17 protein-coding genes are annotated in these 23126 nt (G+C 43.8%); 10 read left to right on the plus strand and 7 right to left on the minus strand.

Translation table 11 applies throughout. The features are described from left to right. The 6 genes from WC615_RS13360 to WC615_RS13385 all read left to right on the plus strand — a co-directional run. On the plus strand, positions 1-3245 hold a 3245-nt coding region (locus tag WC615_RS13360), incomplete at its 5' end, for a TonB-dependent receptor (protein ID WP_372978591.1). A 21-nt stretch (positions 3246-3266) separates the two neighbouring features. After that, entirely contained in the window at positions 3267-4784 is a 1518-nt protein-coding gene (locus tag WC615_RS13365; protein ID WP_372978592.1) for a RagB/SusD family nutrient uptake outer membrane protein, read from the plus strand. Positions 4785-4868: 84 nt separating this feature from the next. Further along, entirely contained in the window at positions 4869-7151 is a 2283-nt protein-coding gene (locus tag WC615_RS13370) for a GH92 family glycosyl hydrolase (protein WP_372978593.1), read from the plus strand. Further along, positions 7141-8310 carry a Gfo/Idh/MocA family protein gene (locus WC615_RS13375; RefSeq protein ID WP_372978594.1) on the plus strand — a complete coding sequence of 390 codons (1170 nt, stop codon included), beginning with the start codon at positions 7141-7143 and terminating at the stop codon, positions 8308-8310. The genes WC615_RS13370 and WC615_RS13375 overlap by 11 nt, the downstream gene beginning before the upstream one ends. Positions 8311-8411: 101 nt before the next feature. Next, complete coding sequence (locus WC615_RS13380) at positions 8412-9323, plus strand: polysaccharide deacetylase family protein (protein WP_372978595.1); 912 nt, start codon at positions 8412-8414, stop codon at positions 9321-9323. 83 nt (positions 9324-9406) lie between these two features. Beyond that, a complete protein-coding gene (locus WC615_RS13385) occupies positions 9407-9877 on the plus strand; it encodes a nuclear transport factor 2 family protein (RefSeq protein WP_372978596.1) in 471 nt (156 codons plus the stop codon). A gap of 39 nt (positions 9878-9916) precedes the next feature. Here the strand turns inward: WC615_RS13385 and WC615_RS13390 are convergent, their stop codons facing one another. After that, positions 9917-10168 carry a hypothetical protein gene (locus tag WC615_RS13390; protein ID WP_372978597.1) on the minus strand — a complete coding sequence of 84 codons (252 nt, stop codon included), beginning with the start codon at positions 10166-10168 and terminating at the stop codon, positions 9917-9919. Positions 10169-10329: 161 nt separating this feature from the next. Between WC615_RS13390 and queG the strand changes: the two genes are divergently transcribed. Further along, a complete protein-coding gene (gene queG, locus WC615_RS13395; protein WP_372978598.1) occupies positions 10330-11265 on the plus strand; it encodes a tRNA epoxyqueuosine(34) reductase QueG in 936 nt (311 codons plus the stop codon). Positions 11266-11481: 216 nt separating this feature from the next. Here queG and WC615_RS13400 read toward each other — a convergent pair whose 3' ends face one another. Continuing rightward, entirely contained in the window at positions 11482-12501 is a 1020-nt protein-coding gene (locus tag WC615_RS13400; protein ID WP_372978599.1) for an exonuclease domain-containing protein, read from the minus strand. Between the two features lie 119 nt (positions 12502-12620). On the opposite strand from WC615_RS13400, the gene WC615_RS13405 reads away from it, so the two are divergent. Further along, positions 12621-14591, plus strand: coding sequence for a DUF3857 domain-containing protein (locus tag WC615_RS13405; RefSeq protein ID WP_372978600.1), 1971 nt, complete (start codon positions 12621-12623; stop codon positions 14589-14591). Next, positions 14588-16492: a DUF3857 domain-containing protein gene (locus WC615_RS13410; RefSeq protein ID WP_372978601.1), complete on the plus strand. Its 1905-nt coding sequence runs from the start codon at positions 14588-14590 to the stop codon at positions 16490-16492. Before WC615_RS13405 ends, WC615_RS13410 begins: the two co-directional genes overlap by 4 nt. On the opposite strand, the gene WC615_RS13415 is transcribed toward WC615_RS13410, so the two are convergent. The 4 genes from WC615_RS13415 to mutS form a co-directional block, all read right to left on the minus strand. Then, positions 16493-16615, minus strand: coding sequence for a hypothetical protein (locus WC615_RS13415; protein WP_372978602.1), 123 nt, complete (start codon positions 16613-16615; stop codon positions 16493-16495). A 57-nt stretch (positions 16616-16672) separates the two neighbouring features. Next, positions 16673-17242, minus strand: a complete 570-nt coding sequence (locus WC615_RS13420; RefSeq protein WP_372978603.1) for a C40 family peptidase — start codon at positions 17240-17242, stop codon at positions 16673-16675. 93 nt (positions 17243-17335) lie between these two features. Beyond that, complete coding sequence (locus tag WC615_RS13425) at positions 17336-17890, minus strand: hypothetical protein (protein ID WP_372978604.1); 555 nt, start codon at positions 17888-17890, stop codon at positions 17336-17338. A 60-nt stretch (positions 17891-17950) separates the two neighbouring features. Continuing rightward, on the minus strand, positions 17951-20560 hold the full coding sequence (mutS, locus tag WC615_RS13430; RefSeq protein WP_372978605.1) for a DNA mismatch repair protein MutS: 2610 nt from the start codon (positions 20558-20560) through the stop codon (positions 17951-17953). Between the two features lie 561 nt (positions 20561-21121). Between mutS and WC615_RS13435 the strand changes: the two genes are divergently transcribed. After that, positions 21122-22192: a winged helix DNA-binding domain-containing protein gene (locus tag WC615_RS13435; RefSeq protein WP_372978606.1), complete on the plus strand. Its 1071-nt coding sequence runs from the start codon at positions 21122-21124 to the stop codon at positions 22190-22192. Positions 22193-22296: 104 nt separating this feature from the next. On the opposite strand, the gene WC615_RS13440 is transcribed toward WC615_RS13435, so the two are convergent. Then, positions 22297-23025 carry a phytanoyl-CoA dioxygenase family protein gene (locus tag WC615_RS13440; RefSeq protein ID WP_372978607.1) on the minus strand — a complete coding sequence of 243 codons (729 nt, stop codon included), beginning with the start codon at positions 23023-23025 and terminating at the stop codon, positions 22297-22299. Positions 23026-23126: the final 101 nt, after the last annotated feature.

Consider the following 23126-nt stretch of genomic DNA (forward strand, 5'->3'; position numbering starts at 1 on the left):
ATTTTATGTATGATAAAAATGATGTTTCAAAGGTTCGTGGTATTAACATCGATGTTGCTTCGGTTTCGGTAACCCGGGCGCTTGATGAGGCTTTTAAAGATCAGCCCCTCACCTACAAAATTTTCCAGGAAACCATTGTAGTAAAAAAGAAGGACACTGATAACACCCCTGAATTTAAAGCTGTAGACATAACAGGTACGGTAACCGATGCCAAAGGCCCGCTGCCCGGCGTAAACGTAAAACTAAAGGGTACCACTACCGGTACCAGTACCGATGCTAACGGCAAGTACAAGTTAAACGTACCCGATGGTAACGGCACACTGGTATTTAGCTTTATTGGTTATAACAGCCAGGAAGTAGCTATAAGCAACCGCCAAAACATTGATGTAGTGATGACCGAAGAGTCGAAAGCATTAAACGAGGTTGTGGTGGTTGGTTACGGCACACAAAAACGTGTAGACCTTACCGGTTCGGTAGGTAGTGTTAGCTCAAAAACCCTACAGGAACGCCCCCAAACCAATTTGGAACAGGAACTGGCCGGTAGGATTGCCGGTGTTAACGTTTCATCAAACTCGGGCGAGCCCGGCGGCGACACCAAGATCCGTATACGTGGTTACAGCTCTATCAATACCAGTACAGATCCATTATATGTAGTGGATGGTATAGTATGGACAGAAGGTGGTAACTCCATCAACCCAAATGATGTTGCTTCGATAGATGTATTGAAGGATGCATCATCTACCGCTATTTACGGTACACGTGGTGCTAACGGTGTTATATTAATAACTACCAAAAGGGGCGCTAAAAACAGGCCGAGCACGGTTAATTATGATGCTTATGTTAGTGTAAGCAACATGGCTAAAGAACTGCCGGTACTAAACTCCAAACAATTTTTAGCGGTGGAAGACCTTGCCTACGCCAACATAAAAAAGTACGACCCGACTGGCTGGGCTGATGGCAAATATGTTGATGACGACCCCAAAAAGATAAGGACTGCCTTAATAGGCAAGCTGTTCGACTCAAACCTGCAGCCGCTTTATGATGTAGACTGGCAAAAAGAAACCACGCGCAGCGCGGTAAGCCAAAACCATAACCTATCATTCACTGGTGGTTCTGATAAAATCAACTACGGTTTGTTCTTAAATTATGCCGATGATGAGGGTATTATATTAAACAGCTATTTAAAACGCTATAACGCCCGCTTAACATTTGACGACCAGATAAAATCATGGTTAAAAATAGGCGCTACTTTAAATTACAATACGCAGGATCAGCGTGCGGGCAATTACGGCACCGGTGGTAATAATATACCCCGTATGTTAATTGAAATGATCCCAATTATCCCTATCAGGTATCCTGATGGCAGCTACGGTAAAAGAACCGACTACCCTAACATGGAAGGTGGCGATAACCCGGTTGCACAAGCTAATGAAATACAACAGTTGGCAAAACGCAGGGTATTTAGCGGTAATGGCTATGCCAATGTTTCTATTTTGCCTGGTTTAGATTTTCGCACGGTATTGGGTGTTACTACATCAGCCAATTATATCCCGCGTTCGCAAACTGGTTTAGTTGGTGGTGCTACTGCAAGTCAGGGTAATAGTTCAGCCTCTATTGATGAGTACAACCGCACTTTCTGGCAATGGCAAAACTATTTCACTTATGCCAAAACGTTTAACAAAGTACACTCATTAAACGTTGTTGTAGGTACCGAACGCCAAAACTCTCAGCAGCTAAGGCTATATGGGTCTACCAGCGGTTTAATTGACGATTACTATCAATATTATAACCTGGCTGCAGGCTCGTTGGCAGGCATACCTGTTTCTAACTACGATGCCTGGCAAATGCAATCGTATTATGGGCGTTTAAATTACAGCTATAACGATAAATACCTGTTAACACTTACCGGCCGCGAGGATGGTTCATCCAGGTTTGGTAAGAACGTAAAATATGGTTTCTTCCCATCTGCAGCATTTGCATGGAGGGCATCGCAGGAAGACTTCCTGAAAGACAACAAAACCATATCCGACCTTAAATTCAGGTTAAGCTATGGCCTTACCGGTAACTCCGAAATTGGCCAATACCGCTCGTTAGCTAACATTAGCACAAACGATGTTAACGGCAACCCTAATAACTATGTTTTTGGAGGCACCAAAGCTAATGCAACAACCTTAGCAAGTATTGGTAATGAAGACCTGCAATGGGAAAAAACCGCTGAGTACAACCTTGGTGTATCATTCGGTTTGTTTAACAACCGTATTACCATAGATGCAGATGCCTATTTAAAGAAAACCCAAAAGCTTCTGCTAAACGCGCCACTGCCCGAAACAAGCGGTTTTACCAGCGTGTTTAAAAACACCGGTAAACTGCAGAACAAGGGTATCGAGCTAAGCATCAACACGGTGAATATTAAAACCGATAACTTTACCTGGAACTCTTCATTCAATATCACCTTCCTTAAAAACAAGATCTTACAGTTAGGCGAATCAAATGATGATATCTTCCTTGATCCTAATTTCCTTTCGCAATTTAACCTAATGCGCGTTGGCTTACCTGCCGGCAGCTTTTATGGTTATAAAGTGTTAGGCACATGGGGAACAGCCGAAGCCGCAAAAGCTGCATCATACGGCCTGTTGCCAGGCGACCTGAAAATACAGGATACCAACAACGACGGTAAAGTTACTGCGGATGATAAAGTAGTGTTGGGTAAATCAATTCCTGATGGCTACGGTACATTCACCAATAATTTCTCTTACAAGAGTTTTGACTTGGGTATCGATCTGCAATTTAACTACGGTAACCAGATCATGAACTTAACCAAACACTCGGGCCAGGACCGTACCGGGCAGGCTAACAGTTATGCAACAGTATTAGATGCGTGGACACCAGAGCATCAAAACACCAGCATAGCCGAAACCAGGCCTGCATACGTGCGTTACCAAACCGAGATCTACTCAACAAAAGTAGAAAGCGGCAACTTTATACGCGGCCGTTCGGTAACATTAGGGTACACCTTCCCTACTTCAGTTTTATCTAAATTAAAACTGACCAGGTTAAGATTGTATGCGCAGGCTCAAAACTTGTTTGTAATAACCAAATACAGCGGTTACGATCCTGAGGTATCAACCTATAATGGTTCGGCAAACTTTTACCAGGGTGCATCAAGCAACTTTACCCAAAACATCCAATTTTATGATTACCCAAAACCAAGAATTTTCTTGTTGGGGATAAATGCAAGCTTTTAATAAATATTAAACAGAAACATCATGAAATTTAACTCATATATATACAGGATCGGTTTAATATTGATCCTTACAGTTAGCGCAAGCGGCTGTAAAAAATATCTGGACGAGAAGAACAAAAGTGGTTTTGATAAAGACAACTACTTCCAAAACGCGGGCCAGGCACAAACATTTGTTAACGGTATTTATACATCGTTGTACATGTTTCAAAATGGTGATGCGTACGGCGAAAGCCCTTTTATCACCATCGAGCTTTTTGCCGGTCACACCACATCACTGGGCCAGAGCGTAAATAATGGTAACGTTATTAACCAGCGCACCGATGCCGTAAACCCCGGTTTTGAAACCGTTTGGAAAAACAGCTACGCGGCAATTGCCAATGCCAACCTTGCCCTTGAGCGCATACCGACCATTAATATGGATGAAAACTTAAAAAAGAACCTGTTAGGCCAGGTTTACTTTTTAAGGGCTTTCTTTTACTACCACCTGGTTAGATTGTATGGTGATGTGCCGCTGATAACAAAATCACAAACCTTAGCCAGCGAGGATCTTTACCCTGCACGTTCACCTGTTGCCGATGTTTACAATTTGATCATCAGCGATCTGGAAGCCGCCAAAACATCAGGCTTACCTAATACAGATCAAACAGGTAAAGTATCGTTAGGTGCTGTAAAAACCTTATTGGCCAGCGTTTATTTAACAACTGCAGGCTTCCCATTGCAAAAAACAGAAAATTACGCCAAAGCGGCTGCCGAAGCTAAAGATGTTTTAACATGGTACAAGTTATTTGATAGCTACTCCTTTTTGCATGATAACGCGCATAAAAACCAGGACGAATTAATATTTCAGGGCAATTACCTGGCAGGTGTAAAAGAAAACGCCATACCACAGCTAACGCTGCCGTTTAACCTGCCGGTTGGTGCCTATGGCGACCACCTGGGCGCAATGATCCCCACTAATGCTTTTTTTGCAAGTTATGAGGCAGGCGATCTGCGTACTGAGGAACGCCAGTTTTACTTTTCGAGCTACCCGCAGTATACCGACCCTACCCAAACAGTAACGTTTGGCGTACACGCTTTATATAAATACTTCCATGTAGAAAGCGCTATGAAAGGATCTGCACAAGAAGGAAAAAGCGACGAAAACTGGACTTTTCTTCGTGCTCCTGAATTGATGTTAATATATGCCGAAGCACAAAACGAAGCTGATGGCGCGCCAAATCAAACGGCAATTGATCAGTTAAAGGCTATACGTACCCGCGCCCATTTAACCACGCCTACTTCATTTACACAGGCAGCATTCAGGGAAGCGGTTTGGAGAGAGCGTTACCACGAACTTGCTTATGAGAATAAAGCATATTTTGACATACAGCGTACGCATAAGATCTTCAAAACATCTGATGGAAGTTTTGGAGATGCAACCTCTACCCCCAACGAGCAGGGTGTAACCATGATAACGCAATATTACCTATGGCCAATACCACAACGGGAAATTAACACCAACCCGCAGCTTAAGAATGCACAAAACCCCGGTTGGAAGTAAAATTTTACAATATAAAAGACTGGCATAGCTGCCAGTCTTTTATATTTACGGCCGATTACTTCTATTTAAGCTATTAACTTATACATGAAAAAAAGATTCCTTTTTTTAAGCGCCCTGTTTTTCTCCGCTACATCATTTGCCCAGCAGGTTAGCAAGGTAACCGACCCGGTTGAATGGATAAACCCGTTAATGGGTACCCAATCAAAATACGACCTGAGCAACGGTAACACCTACCCTGCCATAGCAGTACCATGGGGCATGAACTTCTGGACCCCGCAAACCGGCAAAATGGGCGATGGCTGGCAATACACTTACGATTCATATAAAATAAACGGCTTTAAACAAACCCATCAACCATCCCCATGGATGAATGATTACGGGCAGTTTGCCATTATGCCGATTACAGGCAAATTAAAGGTATCTCAAAACGGCCGCTCGAGCTGGTTCTCGCATAAAGCCGAGATAGCGAAGCCTTATTATTACAGCGTTTACCTTGCCGACCACGATGTAACCACCGAAATTGCCCCTACCGAGCGTAGCGCACAGTTCAGGTTTACTTATCCCAAAAACGACAGCTCATACATAGTGGTTGACGCTTTTGACCGTGGATCGTATGTTAAGGTTATCCCCGGCGAACGAAAGATAGTAGGTTACTCAAGCAAGTACGCGCGTGGACCACTTAAAAACTTTAAAAACTACTTTGTTATTTATGTAGATAAACCCATTACCACCGCGCAGGTATACAGCGACAGCACCTTACAAAACGGGCTTGAGCTGAGCGCCAAACATGCTATGGCGGTCATCGGTTTTAAAACAGCCAAAGGCGAAAAGGTAAACATGCGTGTAGCCTCGTCATTCATTAGTATTGAACAGGCCGAGATCAGCTTAAACCGCGAGGTTGGTACTGATAGCTTTGATATTACCAAACAAAAAGCAAAAGCTGTTTGGAACAAAACCCTAAGTAAACTTGCTGTTGAGGGTGGTTCGGTTGAGCAGGTAAAAACATTCTACTCATGCCTTTACCGCATGTTGTTTTTCCCTAATAAAATGTATGAATTGGATGCCAAAAACCAACCGGTACACTGGAGCGCGCAAAACGGGCAGATACTCCCCGGCTATAAGTTTGCAGGCACAGGCTTTTGGGATACCTTCAGGGCTTTATACCCTTTCCTGAACCTGGTGTACCCCTCTATCAATAAAGAGATGCAACAGGGCCTTATTAATGATTACAAAGAAGGCGGATGGTTGCCCGAGTGGAGCAGCCCGGGCTATGCCGATGTAATGGTGGGTAACAACTCTGCATCTGTTGTGGCCGATGCCTACCTGAAAGGCGGCCGTGGCTACGATATCGGAACACTTTACCAGGCATTGCTGCATGGCGCCAATAACGATGGCCCGGCGGCAACCGGCCGCGATGGTGTTGATTACTATAACTCGCTGGGCTATGTGCCTTACGATGTTAAGATAAACGAAAATGCCGCCCGTACTTTAGAGTACGCTTATGACGATTTTACCATTTACAAACTGGGCAAAGCACTAAACCGCCCAGCATCCGAAACAGAGATCTACCGTAAACGCAGCATGAACTATAAAAATCTGTTCGACCCGCAAACCGGGTTAATGCGCGGTAAAAATAAGGACGGCAAATTCCAAAGTCCGTTCAATCCCTTTAAATGGGGCGATGCCTTTACCGAAGGTAATAGCTGGCACTATACCTGGAGCGTTTTCCACGATGTACAGGGCCTTATTGACCTGATGGGCGGTAAGCAAAAATTCACAGCCAAGTTAGATTCTGTTTTCTCGCTCCCTCCTGTTTTTGATGATAGCTACTACGGCGAAGTGATACACGAGATACGTGAGATGCAGATAGCAGGCATGGGGCAGTATGCGCATGGCAATCAGCCTATCCAGCACATGATATATCTGTACAATTACGCTGGCGAGCCATGGAAAACCCAGTTGCACGTGCGCGATGTAATTAACAAAATGTACCACTCTGCCCCCGATGGTTATTGCGGCGATGAGGATAACGGGCAAACATCTGCCTGGTATGTGTTTTCGGCAATGGGCTTTTACCCGGTAACCCCCGCTACAGACCAGTATGTTTTGGGTGCGCCTTTATTCAAAAAAGTAACACTTACGCTTGAGAACGGTAAAACTGTTACCATAAACGCTGCCAATAACAGCGCAGCAAACAGGTTTGTAACCTCGTTAACCGTTAATGGTAAACCATACACCAACAACTGGTTAAGCCATAAAGCATTGCAGCAAGGCGGTGTTTTAAACTTTAACATGTCGGCTGTGCCAAATAAGGCGCGTGGTACAAAAGCTGCAGATGTGCCGTATTCATTATCAAATGAAAAATAACACAAACACTACCATGAAATTCGCAAAATTATTCATGTGCCTGATCATTGTATCAGGCACATTTTTATCCGTTGCTTTGGCACAGGTTATCCCCGCAGTTAAAACACCGCCGCCAACAGCCCCGCCGCCACCGGTGCTTTTAAGCACCCAAAAACTGGCCATAGCCGGTTTAGCGCATGATCATGTACATAATATTTTAAGCGAATATCGTAATGGTAAAGTGATTATTGTGGGTATTGCCGAGGCTGATAAAAAGCTAAGGGAAAGGTATCAGTTACAGTATAACCTGCCCGATTCTATTTTCTTCGATGACCTGAAAAAAATGGTGACCGCCAAAAAACCTGATGTGGTGTTGGGATATAACCCGGTGGCTAAGCATATTGATATTGTTGAGGTTTGCGCCCCGCTGGGTATTTCGGTAATGGTTGAAAAACCCCTGGCCGCCACCCTTGCACAGGCAAGCCGTATGGAGTTTTTGGCGCTTAAATATTATATAAAACTGCTTACCAATTACGAAACTACCTGGTATCCATCCTACCAGCATATTTATGATGTTGTAGCAAAAGACAGCATCGGCCAGATCAGGAAAATGGTAGTGCACGATGGGCATGAAGGGCCAAAAGAAATTGGTTGCAGTAAGGATTTCACCAATTGGTTAACTGATCCTGAGTTAAACGGTGCCGGTGCCTTAAATGATTTTGGCTGCTATGGCGCCGACCTGATGACCTGGCTAATGAACGGCCAGAAACCAATTGCGGTTACGGCTGTTGCCCGCCATTTTAAACTGCAAACCTACCCAAAGGTTGAGGATGATGCTACAATTATTGTAGAGTACCCTACCGCCACCGGCATTATAGAGGCATCATGGAACTGGCCCTTTTCTATAAAAGACCTTGAGGTGTTTGGCGATGAAGGCTATATGCACGCGCTGGATAACAGCAATGTTTTGGCACGGATAGGTAAAGCGCCCGCCGTGATGCGTGTAGCGCCCCCGTTACTCTCGCCTGAAGATAACCCGATAAGCTATCTGCAATTGGTATCAAAAAACAGGCTTAAGGGTATTACCGACAGGTCGTCATTAAAATATAATATGATAGTGATGCAAATACTGGATGCTGCCAAACGATCTATTGCCGAAGGTAAACGTATAGTATTGTAGCAATGTTAATTAAATTAAAAAGCGATTAAAATTTATTAACAGTTAATATATCCCGCTATAATTATATTATTTTAGCGTTTCATATTATCATCATCCGCATTATGTTAAAGCAATTTTCGGCCGTATTGCCGCTTGTATTTTTAGGCATGGTATCATGCCAGTCAAAACCATCATCAACAGATAAAGCTGGTGCTGATAGCGCAAAAACAACAACAGAAGAAACAGCATCGCCTGCTGTTAAACTGGCTACCGGCCCTGTTGATAAAGCAGCGGTACTGGCCCGCAAACAGGTGCCAATTCTCTGCTACCACCAAATACGCGACTGGAAATCTACCGATTCTAAAAACGCTAAAGATTATATTGTGCAGGTGGCTGCCTTTAAAGAACACATCAAAATGCTGGCCGATAGCGGTTACCATACCATCCTTCCCGATCAGTTGTACAACTACCTGGTTACAGGCGCCCCGCTACCCAATAAACCCATCATGCTAACCTTTGATGATACCGACCTTGACCAGTACACCATTGCAGCGCCCGAAATGAAGAAATACGGCTTTAAGGGCGTTTTCTTTGTAATGACGGTATCAATTGGCCGCCCGCATTATATGACGGCAGAGATGATCAAAAAACTATCTGATGATGGCCACGTAATTTCAAGCCACACCTGGGATCATCACCGTGTAGACAAATACTCGCATAACTCAAACCTGGTTATAAAAGGTGTTAATGGCAAAATAACCAACAGGCCGGTTGATGACTGGGTTACACAAATTGATAAGCCAACAAAAAAACTGGAAGAAATAACCGGTAAAAAGATCCAATACTTTGCATACCCGTTTGGTATCTGGAAAAAACCAGTTTTGCCCGAGCTTGATAAAAGAGGTTTTAAAATGGCATTCCAACTGGCAGATAAACGCGACCCGGATTACCCGTTGTTAACCGTACGCCGCATACTGGATAGCGGTTATTGGAGCGCTAAAACATTAAGCAATAGCATTCGTAATAGCTTTTAAAACTAATTCGATATTGATAAACCCTCTTTTGTATTACAGAAGGGGGTTTTATTTTTTGATATAACTTAGCTACATTTAAACCCATGACAATTACCCTTCGCCCTATCCTTTTCATTATACTGGCAACAGCAATTGCCGCGTGCAATAACCAGCCCGAAAAGCCGGATGTTAGCCAAACGGAACAATCAAAACAATTGATAGACGAGCATTTCCGCTATCTTAACGATCATGACCTGAAAAGCCTGATTGGCCAATATGCCGACAAAGCAAAAATAACCACCAGCGATTGGGACGGCGAATCATATGGCCCGCCGGGTGCCGACCAGATTTTTCATCAATTGTTCTATGTATCATCAGATGCCAAATACCTGGTTGATAATATGATCAATAACGATTCGACCGTTGTGGTGGAGTACGATGTGGTTGGTTTAAAAGAAAAAGCTAACAGCCCTATCCGGTACGATCTTCATAACTGCAGCATTTTCAAAATAAAGAATAACAAAATAATTGCCGAAGCTACTTACTCCAATTCGAGGTTATACCATAACAGGTAATCAACTAAAAGGCCTGCTCATTGAACAGGCCTTTTAGTTTTACAGATCCTCGCCCGCAGGCCCCTGCCCTTTGTTTGACGATGTTTGCGCTGTTGGGTTTTCCAACTCAGGCGTATCATTTGCTATCTCTGCTATCGACTCCGGTGTAACCGTAGGCACCTTTTTAGCCAGATCTTTATCGTTTACATCCTGCTTAAGTGTATCATTACCAACGTTGGCAACATTCCCTGTTATATCGTGGTTTTTACCCTGGCCATTGGCCCTGTCAAATCCTTCTGGTTTATTTTCCATAATGTTGTGTTGTTAAAATGCTGATCGCAGCATAGTGTTTTAGTTTCTATAATAACACCAAAAGCCATACCACTATTCAAAAAGAAAGGTATTTATCCATATTTTAAATAGCCTAAAGCCTTAACAGATTAAAAAACACCGGCATATCGTATCTTTGCAACATGCAGCAAAATCTGTCGGCATATTCACAACTTATAAAAACCGAGGCCAAAAACCTGGGCTTTTTGTTTTGCGGTATAGCTCCGGCAGAGTTCCTGGAAGAAGAAGCACCACGACTGGAAGCCTGGCTCAACAAAGGCATGCACGGCGAGATGCGCTACATGGAGAACTACTTTGATAAACGCCTCGATCCGCGTTTACTGGTAGACGGCGCAAAGTCGGTCATATCCTTAGGATTAAACTATTATACTGACACAACCCAGCTCGACCCATCGGCACCAAAAATCTCTAAATACGCATACGGCGCTGATTACCATACCGTTATTAAAGATAAACTAAAGCAATTATTAGATATAATCAACCAAAAAATCGGCGAAGTTGGCGGTCGCGCATTTGTAGACTCGGCACCGGTATTAGATAAAGCCTGGGCAAAAAAAGCAGGCTTGGGTTGGGTTGGTAAAAACACAAACCTCATCAGCAAGCAAGCTGGCTCCTTCTTTTTTTTAGCTGAGCTGATTGTTGACATTGAACTGGAATACGATATAGAACCCACTGCCGACCATTGCGGCACCTGCACCCGTTGCATTGACGCTTGCCCTACAGATGCCATTGTAGGCCCGTACGTGGTTGATGGCAGCCGCTGTATCTCTTACCTCACCATCGAACTAAAGAACGAGATACCGCAGGAATTTAAAGGCAAAATGGATAACTGGATGTTTGGCTGCGATATATGCCAGGATGTTTGCCCCTGGAACCGTTTCTCTGTACTGCACACCGAACCGGCCTTTACCCCACATCCAGAACTGCATGGTTTGAAAAAGCAGGATTGGGAAGATATTACTACTGATGTATTCCAAAAAGTGTTTAAAAACTCCGCTGTGAAGAGGACGAAGTTTGAGGGCCTCACCCGTAATATTCAATTTCTGAAAGAAATATAGATTGCCCTGTAACCCACGCGTCATTGCGAGGTACGAAGCAATCTCCTGACCATACATAAACGCTTTGCATTCGCCATTGCCTATAGGGAGATTGCTTCGTACCTCGCAATGACGCGTGGAAGATAGAAAGGCCCAATTCTTTAGAATTGGGCCTTTCTATCTTGTTGGGCTTACGCGCGCAGGCTAACAACTAATCTCTAACCACTAACCTCTAAATTATCCCTTCTTAAACTTCATGGCCAGTTGCGCCAGCATATCCTCATCAACAGGTTTTGCGGGCTCTTCCTTCTTTTTAAAAGGTTGGCTGTTTAATTGCGGGCTGTTTTTAGGGCTATTATTCTGAAAAGCCGGTTTCGGCGCCTGCGCTGCTGCTGCATTTGCTGGTGCGGCGGCTGGCTGTGCCGGTTTTGCATGCTGCCTTTCGGCTACCTTTTTAGCATTCCAGCGTTTGTATATCTCTTCCAGTTTACGTTTGGTGTAAAGCGGAAAATCGCCCTGCATCATCCACGAGTAATAGCTTGGTTCTGCATTCAGCACATCTTCTACCCTTTTGCCTTTGTGTTTGCCAAAATTTATCAGTTCTTCGCCTTGTTCGTTATATACCATGCGGCCGGCAAAATCAACCGGGCGACTTAGGTTGGTAAATTTATGTAAGGCTTCTACATCGCCCACAACAGGTACACTTTTGTTACCTTTTTTATCTTCCCATTCCTGGTTCTCATAACGCTCTATCTGTGCCAGCAAAACCTCCATGGTAGCGCGGGTGTCAGCCTCGGCCGAGTGCGCGTTAATAATGCTCTTATCGCAATAAAACTGGTAAGCTGCTTTTAGGGTACGCTGCTCCATCTGATGAAAAATGTTCTGTACATCCACAAAATGGCGGTTATCCAGGTCAAATTGTACGCCAGCGCGTAAAAACTCTTCCATCAGCATCGGGATATCAAACTTGTTAGAGTTATATCCTGCCAGGTCGCTATCCTGTATAAAATCGGCTATTTGCTGGCCAAGTTCTTCGAAACGCTTTTCATCTTTAATATGCTCGTCATAAATACCATGTACCAATGATGATTCTAACGGAATAGGTATGCCCGGGTGTACACGCAAGGTTAATACCTCCTCGCTGCCATCGGGGTTAAGTTTTATAACAGATATCTCTACTATACGGTCGGCGCCAATATTGGTACCGGTGGTTTCAAGATCAAAAAAGGCAAGAGGCCGCTTTAGTTGTAATTTCATTTTTGCTTATCAGTATTGCAAAGGTGTGAAAACTCTCAAAATTATCGGCACACTTTTTTTGCATAGCAGATGTGCGTATATTTTCATATTTTCATAACTGTTAAAAACGGCCTTATTACATGAATAAAAAATTACTTAACTTATTGGTATTCATTTGCTTTACAACAATATGCAAAGCACAGGATTTTCCCTTCGGCAGATTTACAGTTGAGGAAATGAACCAAAAAACATATCCGCTTGATACCTCTGCTCATGCTTTTGTGTTGCAGGAGTTTGGATCGACCCGCATTGATGCCACCGACGACGGCATTAAAACTTATTTTAAATATCATGTAAGAATAAAGATACTTGACAACAAGGCTTTTGATAAAGGCACGGTTACGCTTGCTTTTTATGATGACGCTGATACGCACGATGATATTACCGATATAAAGGGCGCAACAACCTACATGGACGATAACGGATCGGTAAAGGTTGCAGAAATGGATGCATCGAAAATATTTACCACAACAGAAAACAAATACTGGAAACAAAAAAAATTCGCCTTACCAAACATACGTAACGGCTGTATTATAGAATATACTTACACTAAGGTGCTTCAGGGCTTTTACCGGTTCCCATCGTGGGAGTTTCAGGATGATATCCCTAAAGCTTATTCAGAATACCAGGTACATATACCAGCATTCTGGACGTATAACGCTATGATCCGCGGTGGCCTAAAACTCAGCAAATCCAAATCGGAAGTTGAGCGTGAGTGTTTTAGCAGTCGTGGCTCAAAATGTGATTGTTCCTTTTTAAGTTATGGTATGGCCGATATCCCCGCTTTTATAACCGAGGATTACATGACATCATCAAAAAACTTTATATCTGCCGTATATTTTAATCTCGAAGAATGGACTAACCCATATACAGGCGTAAAAAATAGGGTTACCAAAGATTGGAAAGATATCGACTACAACCTTAAACATTCAGAATACTTTGGCTCGCAGATAAAAAAAGACCTGTTAAAAAATTACATTGCTCCCGTTATTGCCGGTAAAACCGATGAGATGGATAAAGCGGTTGCTATTTATAGCTATATACAAAAAACCATCAAATGGAACAGTATGTACTCAAGGGGAAGCGATGGTGTACGTAAAGCCCTTGATAGCCATACCGGCAATATAGCCGATATAAATTTGGCCTTAGCAGCCGCGTTAAACTCAGCAGGCATAAAAACCGAGGCTGTTTTACTATCCACACGCCAAAATGGCTTGATAAACAGGTTATACCCGGTAGAGAGTGAATTTGATTACATTATTGCCAAGGCAAATATCGGCAACCAATCATACCTGTTAGATGCTACCGACCCAATGCTGCCCTTTGGTATGCTGCCTTTGAAATGCCTGAACGACCAGGGCCGGGTAATGAGTTTGGATAAGCCATCGTACTGGATAGACCTGGTGGCGACACAAAAAAAGAACACGGTCAGTAATTTAGACTTTACCCTGCAACCCAACGGTAAGCTAAAAGGCTCTATAAGTACTTATTACACCGGATACGATGCTTATGAAAAACGTAAGGCTATTAAAAAATTCAATACCGTTGATGAATATGTAGAGAACCTTGACGAAAAACTGGGTAAAGTAAAGATCCTGAAATCGGAAATATTAAATCTGGATAGTTTAAATGCGCCCCTTAGCGAAAAACTGGAGGTGGAAATAGATGTTTTTGGCAGCATGAACCATGACCGTTTCTCATTCAACCCTATGTTGTTTGACAGGTATGTATCCAACCCTTTTAAACTTGCAGAACGCTCTTACCCGGTAGACTGGGGTATGCCATCAAACAAAAGGTATATTTTAAACATGCACCTGCCTGATGGGTATGTTATAGAGAGTTCGCCACAGGCAGTATCAATAGGCCTGCCAAACAGGGGTGGCCAGTACCTTACAGATTTTACGCGCGAGGGTAATAATTTCACTTATTCAAACGTAATACAGTTCAACAAATCAATTTACTTCCCGGAAGAGTACCCTTATTTAAAAGAATTGTATAACAAAATAATTGCTTCAGAAAAAGCAGACATAGTTTTCAGTAAAAAGAAATGAAGCGGGTTATAACAGTACTATTATTGCATTTCAGCGTCAGTGCAGCAAATGCCCAGGCAAATTATGACGTTAGCCTGATATCAAAAGACCTGCTACCCTACGCAAGTGCCGTTATTCGCGATCAGAGTGTATACACCGAGGTAAAGGATGGCGCCACCTTTTATCGTATTAAAACAGCCGTTACCGTACTCAACAAAAACGGTGATGATATTGCGCATATCGTAGTTTTTTATGATAAGAGCAACATCATCAAAAATATTAAGGGTACCGTTTACAACGAGTTTGGAAAACTATCACGCAAATTTGGCGAAAAAGATTTTGAGGACGAAAGCGCTGTTAACAATTTTTCGTTGTATGAAGACTCGCGCGTTAAACATTTTATCCCCTCTATAGGCTCGTACCCTTACACCATTGAGTATGAGTACGAGTTAAAATCAAAGCAAACGCTAAATATCAGAGATTGGAAACCCAATCCACAGAACGGGCTGGCGGTAGAAAAAAGCACTTACACCTTTGCCTGTCGTCCCGATTTTAGCATCAGATACAAAGAAATAAATATGCCTGCCAAAGTTGGCATAGGTAGTACAAAAGATGGATTAAAAACATACACCTGGCAGCTAAACAATCTTAAAGCAATACGAAGCGAGCCCTACAGCCCTATTGCAGAAACTTATTTAAGCACTGTAAAAATAACCCCCAGGGATTTTGTTTACGGCGGGATAAACGGATCGTTCACCAACTGGGACGAACTGGGCCGCTGGAGTTATGATAAACTGCTGGCAAACCGCCAAACATTGCCCCCTGAAACTATCCAGTATATTAAAACACTCACCGCCGGCATTACCGATACCAAACTAAAGGCAAAAAAGATCTATGAGTACATGCAGAATAAAACCCATTACATCAGCATCCAGGTGGGCATTGGGGGGTATCAGCCTTTTTTGGCAAGCGAAGTTGATCGCCTTAACTATGGCGATTGTAAGGGGTTGGTAAATTATACAAGGGCTTTATTGAAAGCTGCGGATATAGATTCGTGGTATTGCGTGGTAGATGCAGGGAGCATGAAAGCAAGCATGCTGCCCGATTTTGCAAGTATGAACCAGTTTAATCATGTTATACTTTGCCTTCCTCTAAAAAACGACACTACATTTTTGGAATGCACCAGCCAAAAGATACCCTTTGGTTTTTTAAGCGATTTTACTGACGACCGTACCGTACTGGCTTGTACCCCAGAGGGTGGCAGAGTAATGCATACGCCCAAATATACAGCTACTCAAAATTTACAAAACCGTAAAGCAAATTTCACTATAGCCGCCGATGGTGAATTAAGCGGCGATATGACCACCATTTATAAAGGCACACAATATGACAACCCCGAAGCGCTAATAGGCGAGCCTTTAACCGAACAGGTTAAAACCCTGCAAAAAATGTATGCTAACATTAGCAACCTCGCGGTAGAAAAACTGGAGCTGAAGCAGGATAAAAAAGAAATACCTGTAGCTACAGAAAACGTTGTATTGAACGCGTATGATTTTGCATCAAAAGATAACAACAAACTATACTTTTCGCTTAACCCGGTAAACAAACAACGCGGTATAAAAGATGTTCGCAACCGTGTTAACCCGGTATACATTAACCGGGGCTATACCGACGAAGATGAAATAACCTATACCCTGCCCGCGGGTTACCGGCCGGATATGGAGCCATTAAACATCAACCTGAAAAAACCGTTTGGCAGCTTTAGGGTAACCGTGTTAATTAATGATAATAAACTTGTTTACAAACGAAGGGTACAAATAATAGACGGCAATTACAGTAAAGACAAATATGCCGACCTTGTTGAGTTTTATCAAACCATAGCCGATGCGGACAGCTATAACGTAACGCTGGTAAAAAACTGATCAGCTAAATATAATGATGCCGAGAATTATACCTACGATCATGATCACATACAACAATATCTCGTTACCGGCGTAACGCTTATATTTAGTCCAGAAAGAGTAATCGTCCTTTTGCTTTGACATAGAAGCACAAAATTAACAATTATATACCAGTAATGCGTTCCCAGCCGTTTATAAAGCTTAATCGGCCTGTGATGAATACGCCGGATCGATGATAGAGCCTCCGCGCGAAAAGAATTTATAGATGCCGTTATCATGCAGCCTGGCTATCATTACACCTTTGCGTGTACTGGCATGTACAAAATAACCGTTTTGCAGGTACACGCCTACATGGCTAAACTGCTTGCCATCAAAATCAAAAAACACCAGGTCGCCTTCCTGTAATTCTTCTTCGTATTTACGTTTAATTACCAGGATCTGTTTACTCGTCATACGGGGAAGCGTAATACCGTAAACCTGCTGTTCTAACAAAAAAGCCAGGCCCGAGCAATCTACACCACTTTTATCCAGGCCGCCGAAACGGTACGTAGTACCGTACCATTCATCAATAAAGCTGTAAAGGCGGCCATTCTGTATATCGTTACGGCTTACCCCCATCAAAGCAGCGTATTTATCAGCAATATCCTTATCCGGCTTAACCATTGTACGAGGGTCACCGTTCTTAACCGTTAGTTTTTTTGAATGACAGGCTGATAATAATATGGCAGTGGCAAAAAACAGTAGCAAGCGTAAATGGCGAGGTATTAGCATATGCTAAGGTATTTGTTAACGTTTAAACGTTACAGCGGATGTTTTAAACATTTCAACACTCCAAAGCGCGGGTTATACCAAGTGATACCTTTTTTATTCTTCAGTGTAAATATAATGCGTATCAAAACGGCCATCGGTAATGGTCACTTTTTCGCCTGCTGTATTAACGGCTACAAATGAAAATGTTCCGGAAAAGATTTTATTTTCATCATCAGTTTTTGAGAAACTGACCGTACCGTTATCCGTTGCATTAGTTTGATAAGGATTTCCGGCTGCTGCCCCATCCGTATATTTGCCTGCCCATTCCGAAAAGGTGATGTTATTTAAGGTATATGAATTTTTTTCGGCAAGTTTATGTACTACCGGTAAACTTATCTGAACCATATTCTTGTTTGCATCCGTAGCCGTTAAGGTAAAATTGTAATAATCCGGAAAGTTATTATCGTGTGAATATGTACACGATATTATTTTACCGATAAATGCCTTGCCCTTAACTATAGCGCCAAATGTACCAGCCCCGGTTATGGTAATCTGCGGTAGTTTTGTTTTTTCGTCAACAGGAGGTTCAATAATCTTTGTATCTTTTTTACAGGATACAAATGCCACAGCAAGCAGCGCTGTAATGATGAAAGTTCGTCTTAAAATCATTGTGTTAATAGGTTTACAGGTATAAGGTAAAAAACTTCATGTTAAAATTGCAATTTACCCCTACCCCTTTATCACCCTTTGTATTTCATCAAGCTTCATTAAAGCTTCAACCGGGGTTAGGGTGTTTACATCAAGGTTATTCAGCGTATCGCGGATCTTCACCAGCACCGGGTCGTCTATCGAGAACATTTGCATCTGCACGGCTTGTTTCTGCACCTTGCGGATGCTTTCCTTAATATGCTCGCCGCCCGTGCGTTCATTCTCCAGTTTCTTCAATATCTCATTGGCGCGGGTAAGTACCTTTGTTGGCATACCGGCCAGTTTGGCCACATGTATCCCGAAACTATGCTCGCTGCCGCCCGGTACCAGCTTGCGCAGGAAGATAATCTGCTGGCCGACTTCCTTAACCGATACATTATAGTTTTTGATACGGTTAAAGCTGTTGCTTAATTCGTTCAGCTCATGATAGTGCGTGGCGAAAAGCGTTTTAGCCCTTGCAGTTGGGTGATTATGCAGATACTCGCCTATTGACCAGGCGATGGAGATACCATCGTAAGTTGATGTACCACGGCCTATTTCATCAAGCAGTATCAAGCTGCGGTCGCTTAGGTTGTTAAGGATGCTGGCCGTTTCGTTCATCTCCACCATAAAGGTCGATTCGCCGGAGGACACATTATCAGACGCACCAACACGGGTAAAGATCTTATCCACCAAACCTACCGAAGCAGCTTTCGCGGGCACAAAACAGCCCATCTGCGCCATCAGTACGATCAAACCGGTTTGCCTCAACAGCGCCGACTTACCCGCCATGTTGGGCCCGGTAATAATGATGATCTGCTGCGAATCCGAATCGAGGTAAACATCGTTGGTGATATATTCCTCGCCAAGCGGCAGGTTCTTTTCTATCACCGGGTGGCGACCGCCTTTTATATCCAGCGTGCGGCTATCGTTCACATCGGGTTTAACGTAATAGTTTTTGATGGATATGGTAGCAAAGTTAAGCAGCACATCCAAACGGGCTATCAGTATAGCGTTGAGCTGTATGGGTTTTATATATTCGGCAAGGGCGTAAAGGAGGTCGTTATAAAGCTTGGTTTCCAGCACCAGTATCTTTTCTTCGGCACCCAATATCTGCTCTTCGTATTCTTTCAGTTCGGGGGTAATGTAGCGCTCGGCGTTTACCAGTGTTTGCTTGCGGATCCAGTCCGTAGGCACCTTTTCCCTATGACTGTGAGTAACTTCAAGATAGTACCCAAACACGTTGTTGAACGATACTTTGAGTGACGGGATGCCCGTTGCTTCGGCCTCACGTTTCTGGATTTCCAGCAGGTAACCTTTGCCGCCAAAGGCAATTTTACGCAGCCTGTCCAGTTCTTCGTTGATCCCTTCGTTCATTACCGAGCCTTTTACCATCATTACCGGTGGCTCGGGGTGCAGTTCGCGGGCAATTTTTTCGGATATGGATGTACAGGGGTTCAACTGTTCTCCAATAGCCCTCATCGGCTCACTGGCCGATTCCATCGTAAGCTTTTTGATGCTCTCAATCGCTATCAAAGCTTTTTTAAGCTGGCACACCTCGCGCGGGTTAGCTTTCTGCAAGCCAATTTTCGAGATCAACCTTTCCAGGTCACCTATCTGGCGAATCTGGTTTTGCAGGGTCTCGCGCAGCTCTTCCTGCTCTATCAGGTATTCAACAACACCAAGGCGGTCGTTGATGGGTTTAATTTCTTTAAGCGGCATTACTATCCACCTGCGCAGCATTCGTGCGCCCATGGGCGAGCAGGTATGATCCAGCACATCAACCAGCGTCAGCGCGTTCTCGTTCGATGAACCCACCAACTCCAGGTTACGGATGCTGAACCTATCCAGCCACAGGTATCTGTCCTCCTCTATCCGGCCAATGGCCGAGATATGCTGCAGGTTGCGGTGTTCGGTCTCGTTCAGGTAATGCAATGCCACACCGGCGGCCACAATGCCCAAATTCAACTTATCAATACCAAAACCTTTAAGTGACTTTACACCGAAGTGCTTAAGCAACGTTTCCTGCGCGTAATCGCCGCTGTAGGGCCATTCATCAAGGGTGTAGGTATAAAAGCGGTCGCCATAAGTATCCTTAAAATCGTGCTGGCGGCTTTTAGGGAAGATGATCTCGCTTGGTGCATAGCTTTGCAGCAACTTATCAATATAACCCGTATTACCCTGCGCAGCCAGGAACTCGCCTGTAGAAATATCCAGCAAGGCAATGCCGATACTATTCTTCTCAAAATAAAGCGAAGCCAGGTAGTTATTACTTTTTTGCTGCAGGATGTTATCGCTGGTGGCTACACCAGGTGTAACCAGTTCGGTAACACCGCGCTTTACAATGGTTTTAGTAGTTTTTGGATCTTCCAGCTGGTCGCAAATGGCCACCCGCTGCCCGGCACGAACAAGCTTCGACAGGTAAGTATCCAGCGAGTGATGCGGGAAACCCGCCAGTTCGATATGTGAAGCAGCGCCATTAGCACGGCGGGTTAGCGTAATGCCTAAAATGCCTGCCGCCTTAATGGCGTCGGCTCCAAAGGTTTCGTAAAAATCGCCCACGCGGAACAGCAGCAGAGCACCGGGGTACTTAGCCTTTATGGCGTTATACTGCTGCATTAAGGGGGTTTCTTTGGTTTCGCTCTTAGCCAAGGGTGTGTCCTGTTTTAATAATCTGCTAATTTAATTCATTGCCTGCGTAATACAGGGATTGTGGAAAAGTTAAGCGGATGTGGAGAGTTGGGCGCCGGTGAGTGGAGAGTGGTTAAGCGGTGAGTGGTTGGATAAGCGGCTACAATTATGCAAATACCATTCACCACTCACTCAATCAACCGCAAACTAATAAGGACGTTACCTACGGCCCGTGCTTTCCGCTCATACGCGCACAAGGCATTAGGCGCAGGGCCGGTATCCGCTGCAATCACTAACGCGGGCTGACTCACCCCAACAATTCATTGCCGTCCCTTTTAAGGGACGGAATAGCAAATTAACAGAATTGGCTTTAGCCAAATACAGTTTGAGTTCGGCTAAAGCCAGAAATGCTTCTCAACTACCGTTGGCTGAAGCCAACGGCAATGATATTTTATTCCCCTCTTTCCGCGCAGCGAAGAGAGGGTGGTCGAGCAAAGCAATGACCGGGTGAGTAACCTCGCCGCGAGACTTACGCTTATTTCACATTGCCGAAAACCGTATTTATTCCTACCTTGAAACATCATGAACGCTTTTGACTTAACCGCCCTGCGCCTGCAAAACCAACATTTAACCAAACCGGAATTTACCGATCCTGCCGATGTGGTTAAATACCTCGGCGCGGTGCAATCGCAGGATTACAACGGCGCTAAATGGGCCTTAGGCATGCGCCTCAAAAACAGCACCGACGAATTCATTGAACACGCTTTTACCGATGGCCATATCATCCGCACACACGTGATGCGCCCTACCTGGCATTTTGTACACCCTGATGATGCCCGATGGATGTTGGATCTTACCGCTCATCGTATACAATCACTTGCCAGGGGTCGCCACAAACAATTGGAGATAAACGATACCGTGCTAACTAAAAGCGAAAAAATCATCAGCAAAGCCCTGCAAGGTGGCAAACAAGTGGCCCGCGACGAACTATCGGTCCTGCTGAAACAAAACGGCATAGCTACCGACGAACAGCGTTACGTACACATTATGATGCACCTGGAATTGGAACAGGTGATCTGTAGCGGCGGGCGTGCAGGCAAGCAATTTACTTACGCCCTGTTTGATGAGCGTGTGCCCCAAAGCAAAAAGCTGAGCCACCACGAAGCAGTGGTTAAACTAATGGAACGCTACTTTACCTCGCACGGCCCCGCAACCCTGGCCGATTTTGTTTGGTGGAGCGGCCTAACCATCACCGATGCCCGTGCCGGTATAGAAAACCTAAAACACAAGCTGGAAAGTTATGAATTTGAAGGCAACACCTATTGGTTTACAGGCAATCCATCGACAGCAAAAAGCACCATAGCCTACCTCCTGCCCAATTATGATGAGTACATTGTAAGCTACAAAGACCGCAGCTTTGCCATCAACGCAACCGACATCAGCAAAGCCGATCCGCGCGGTACCATCTTTAACCATACCATTATACTCAATGGTAAAATTGAAGGCATCTGGAAAAAGACCATCAAAAAAGAGAGGCTTGAAGTGGAGCTAATACCGTTTAAAAAATTAAGCGATGCTGGTTTAAAAGCTATTGAAATAGCGGCTAAAAAGTATGCGGAGTTTTTGGGGTTGAAGGATGTTGTTAGAAAATAAACCGTTCACGCGTTCTTCTATGAATTGCACCTGAAAGAGAGCTGTCATGGTGAGTTTGTCGAACCATTGGAAGGGTATGCCTGATTGCTAATCCTTCGACAGGCTCAGGGTGACATAAATACTTTCTTTTCCGACCAACTTATCCCCTCCGGTAATTCCGCGTTACTAAACTCAATATGTATTACCTTTCGGGGCTTGTTATTAGTGGTACGGTTGGAGGCATGCATTAGTAAAGGCCGCATGATCATGATACCACCTGCTTTTACATTACAGGTATGTTCCGCTTCGGTAGTCCAGTTAATTGTTTCCGGCCGGTATATTTTTTTAAGATGAGAGCCGGGAATAACTTTTAAAGCGCCATTCCCCTCGTCGGTATCATCTAAATGGATACGGATAGTAAAGTTATTTTGCGGTATGCTTATGGGTGGCTGTACGGCAAACTGGTTTTGTTTAACCGTCCAGGGGCCATACCCGGGCAGGTCGGTTTTCTTGTCTACAGAGATAGTCAAATCCTGGTGCCAGGCAACAAACCAGTTTGATTTTTCCGGCTTATCAAAATAGATGGATTTTACGGCGAAGTAATCAGGCCCAAACAGATCATTAATAACAGCTTTCAATTTATCGTTGAAAATAATGCCACTCACCGCTGGTACCTCTTTCAAAAACTGCCTGATGGCAAACAGATCATCCGTTTTACGAAAAGTGCTTTTATCGGTATTGGCTTTGTTTACTTCAGAGAGAATACTGGTTATTTCTTCCGGATTGTAAATAGCTTCTATAACAGTAAAACCATTTGTCGAGATATTTTGATTATGCAAACTAATATTATCCATTAATTATTACCACAAAGTAAGCAAAGGTATAAACCAAAGAGAACAAAGTGCTAAATACTTAACCATACCGTCATTGCGAGGTACGAAGCAATCTCTTTAAG

Source organism: Mucilaginibacter sp. (assembly GCF_041663085.1).
Lineage (GTDB): Bacteria > Bacteroidota > Bacteroidia > Sphingobacteriales > Sphingobacteriaceae > Mucilaginibacter.

Coding starts and splice junctions, on each gene's coding strand:
- WC615_RS13365 (WP_372978592.1), top strand. CDS start 3,267: ATGAAATTTAACTCATATATATACAGGATCGGTTTAATATTGATCCTT.
- WC615_RS13370 (WP_372978593.1), top strand. CDS start 4,869: ATGAAAAAAAGATTCCTTTTTTTAAGCGCCCTGTTTTTCTCCGCTACA.
- WC615_RS13375 (WP_372978594.1), top strand. CDS start 7,141: ATGAAAAATAACACAAACACTACCATGAAATTCGCAAAATTATTCATG.
- WC615_RS13380 (WP_372978595.1), top strand. CDS start 8,412: ATGTTAAAGCAATTTTCGGCCGTATTGCCGCTTGTATTTTTAGGCATG.
- WC615_RS13385 (WP_372978596.1), top strand. CDS start 9,407: ATGACAATTACCCTTCGCCCTATCCTTTTCATTATACTGGCAACAGCA.
- WC615_RS13390 (WP_372978597.1), bottom strand. CDS start 10,168: ATGGAAAATAAACCAGAAGGATTTGACAGGGCCAATGGCCAGGGTAAA.
- queG (WP_372978598.1), top strand. CDS start 10,330: ATGCAGCAAAATCTGTCGGCATATTCACAACTTATAAAAACCGAGGCC.
- WC615_RS13400 (WP_372978599.1), bottom strand. CDS start 12,501: ATGAAATTACAACTAAAGCGGCCTCTTGCCTTTTTTGATCTTGAAACC.
- WC615_RS13405 (WP_372978600.1), top strand. CDS start 12,621: ATGAATAAAAAATTACTTAACTTATTGGTATTCATTTGCTTTACAACA.
- WC615_RS13410 (WP_372978601.1), top strand. CDS start 14,588: ATGAAGCGGGTTATAACAGTACTATTATTGCATTTCAGCGTCAGTGCA.
- WC615_RS13415 (WP_372978602.1), bottom strand. CDS start 16,615: ATGTCAAAGCAAAAGGACGATTACTCTTTCTGGACTAAATATAAGCGT.
- WC615_RS13420 (WP_372978603.1), bottom strand. CDS start 17,242: ATGCTAATACCTCGCCATTTACGCTTGCTACTGTTTTTTGCCACTGCC.
- WC615_RS13425 (WP_372978604.1), bottom strand. CDS start 17,890: ATGATTTTAAGACGAACTTTCATCATTACAGCGCTGCTTGCTGTGGCA.
- WC615_RS13435 (WP_372978606.1), top strand. CDS start 21,122: ATGAACGCTTTTGACTTAACCGCCCTGCGCCTGCAAAACCAACATTTA.
- WC615_RS13440 (WP_372978607.1), bottom strand. CDS start 23,025: ATGGATAATATTAGTTTGCATAATCAAAATATCTCGACAAATGGTTTT.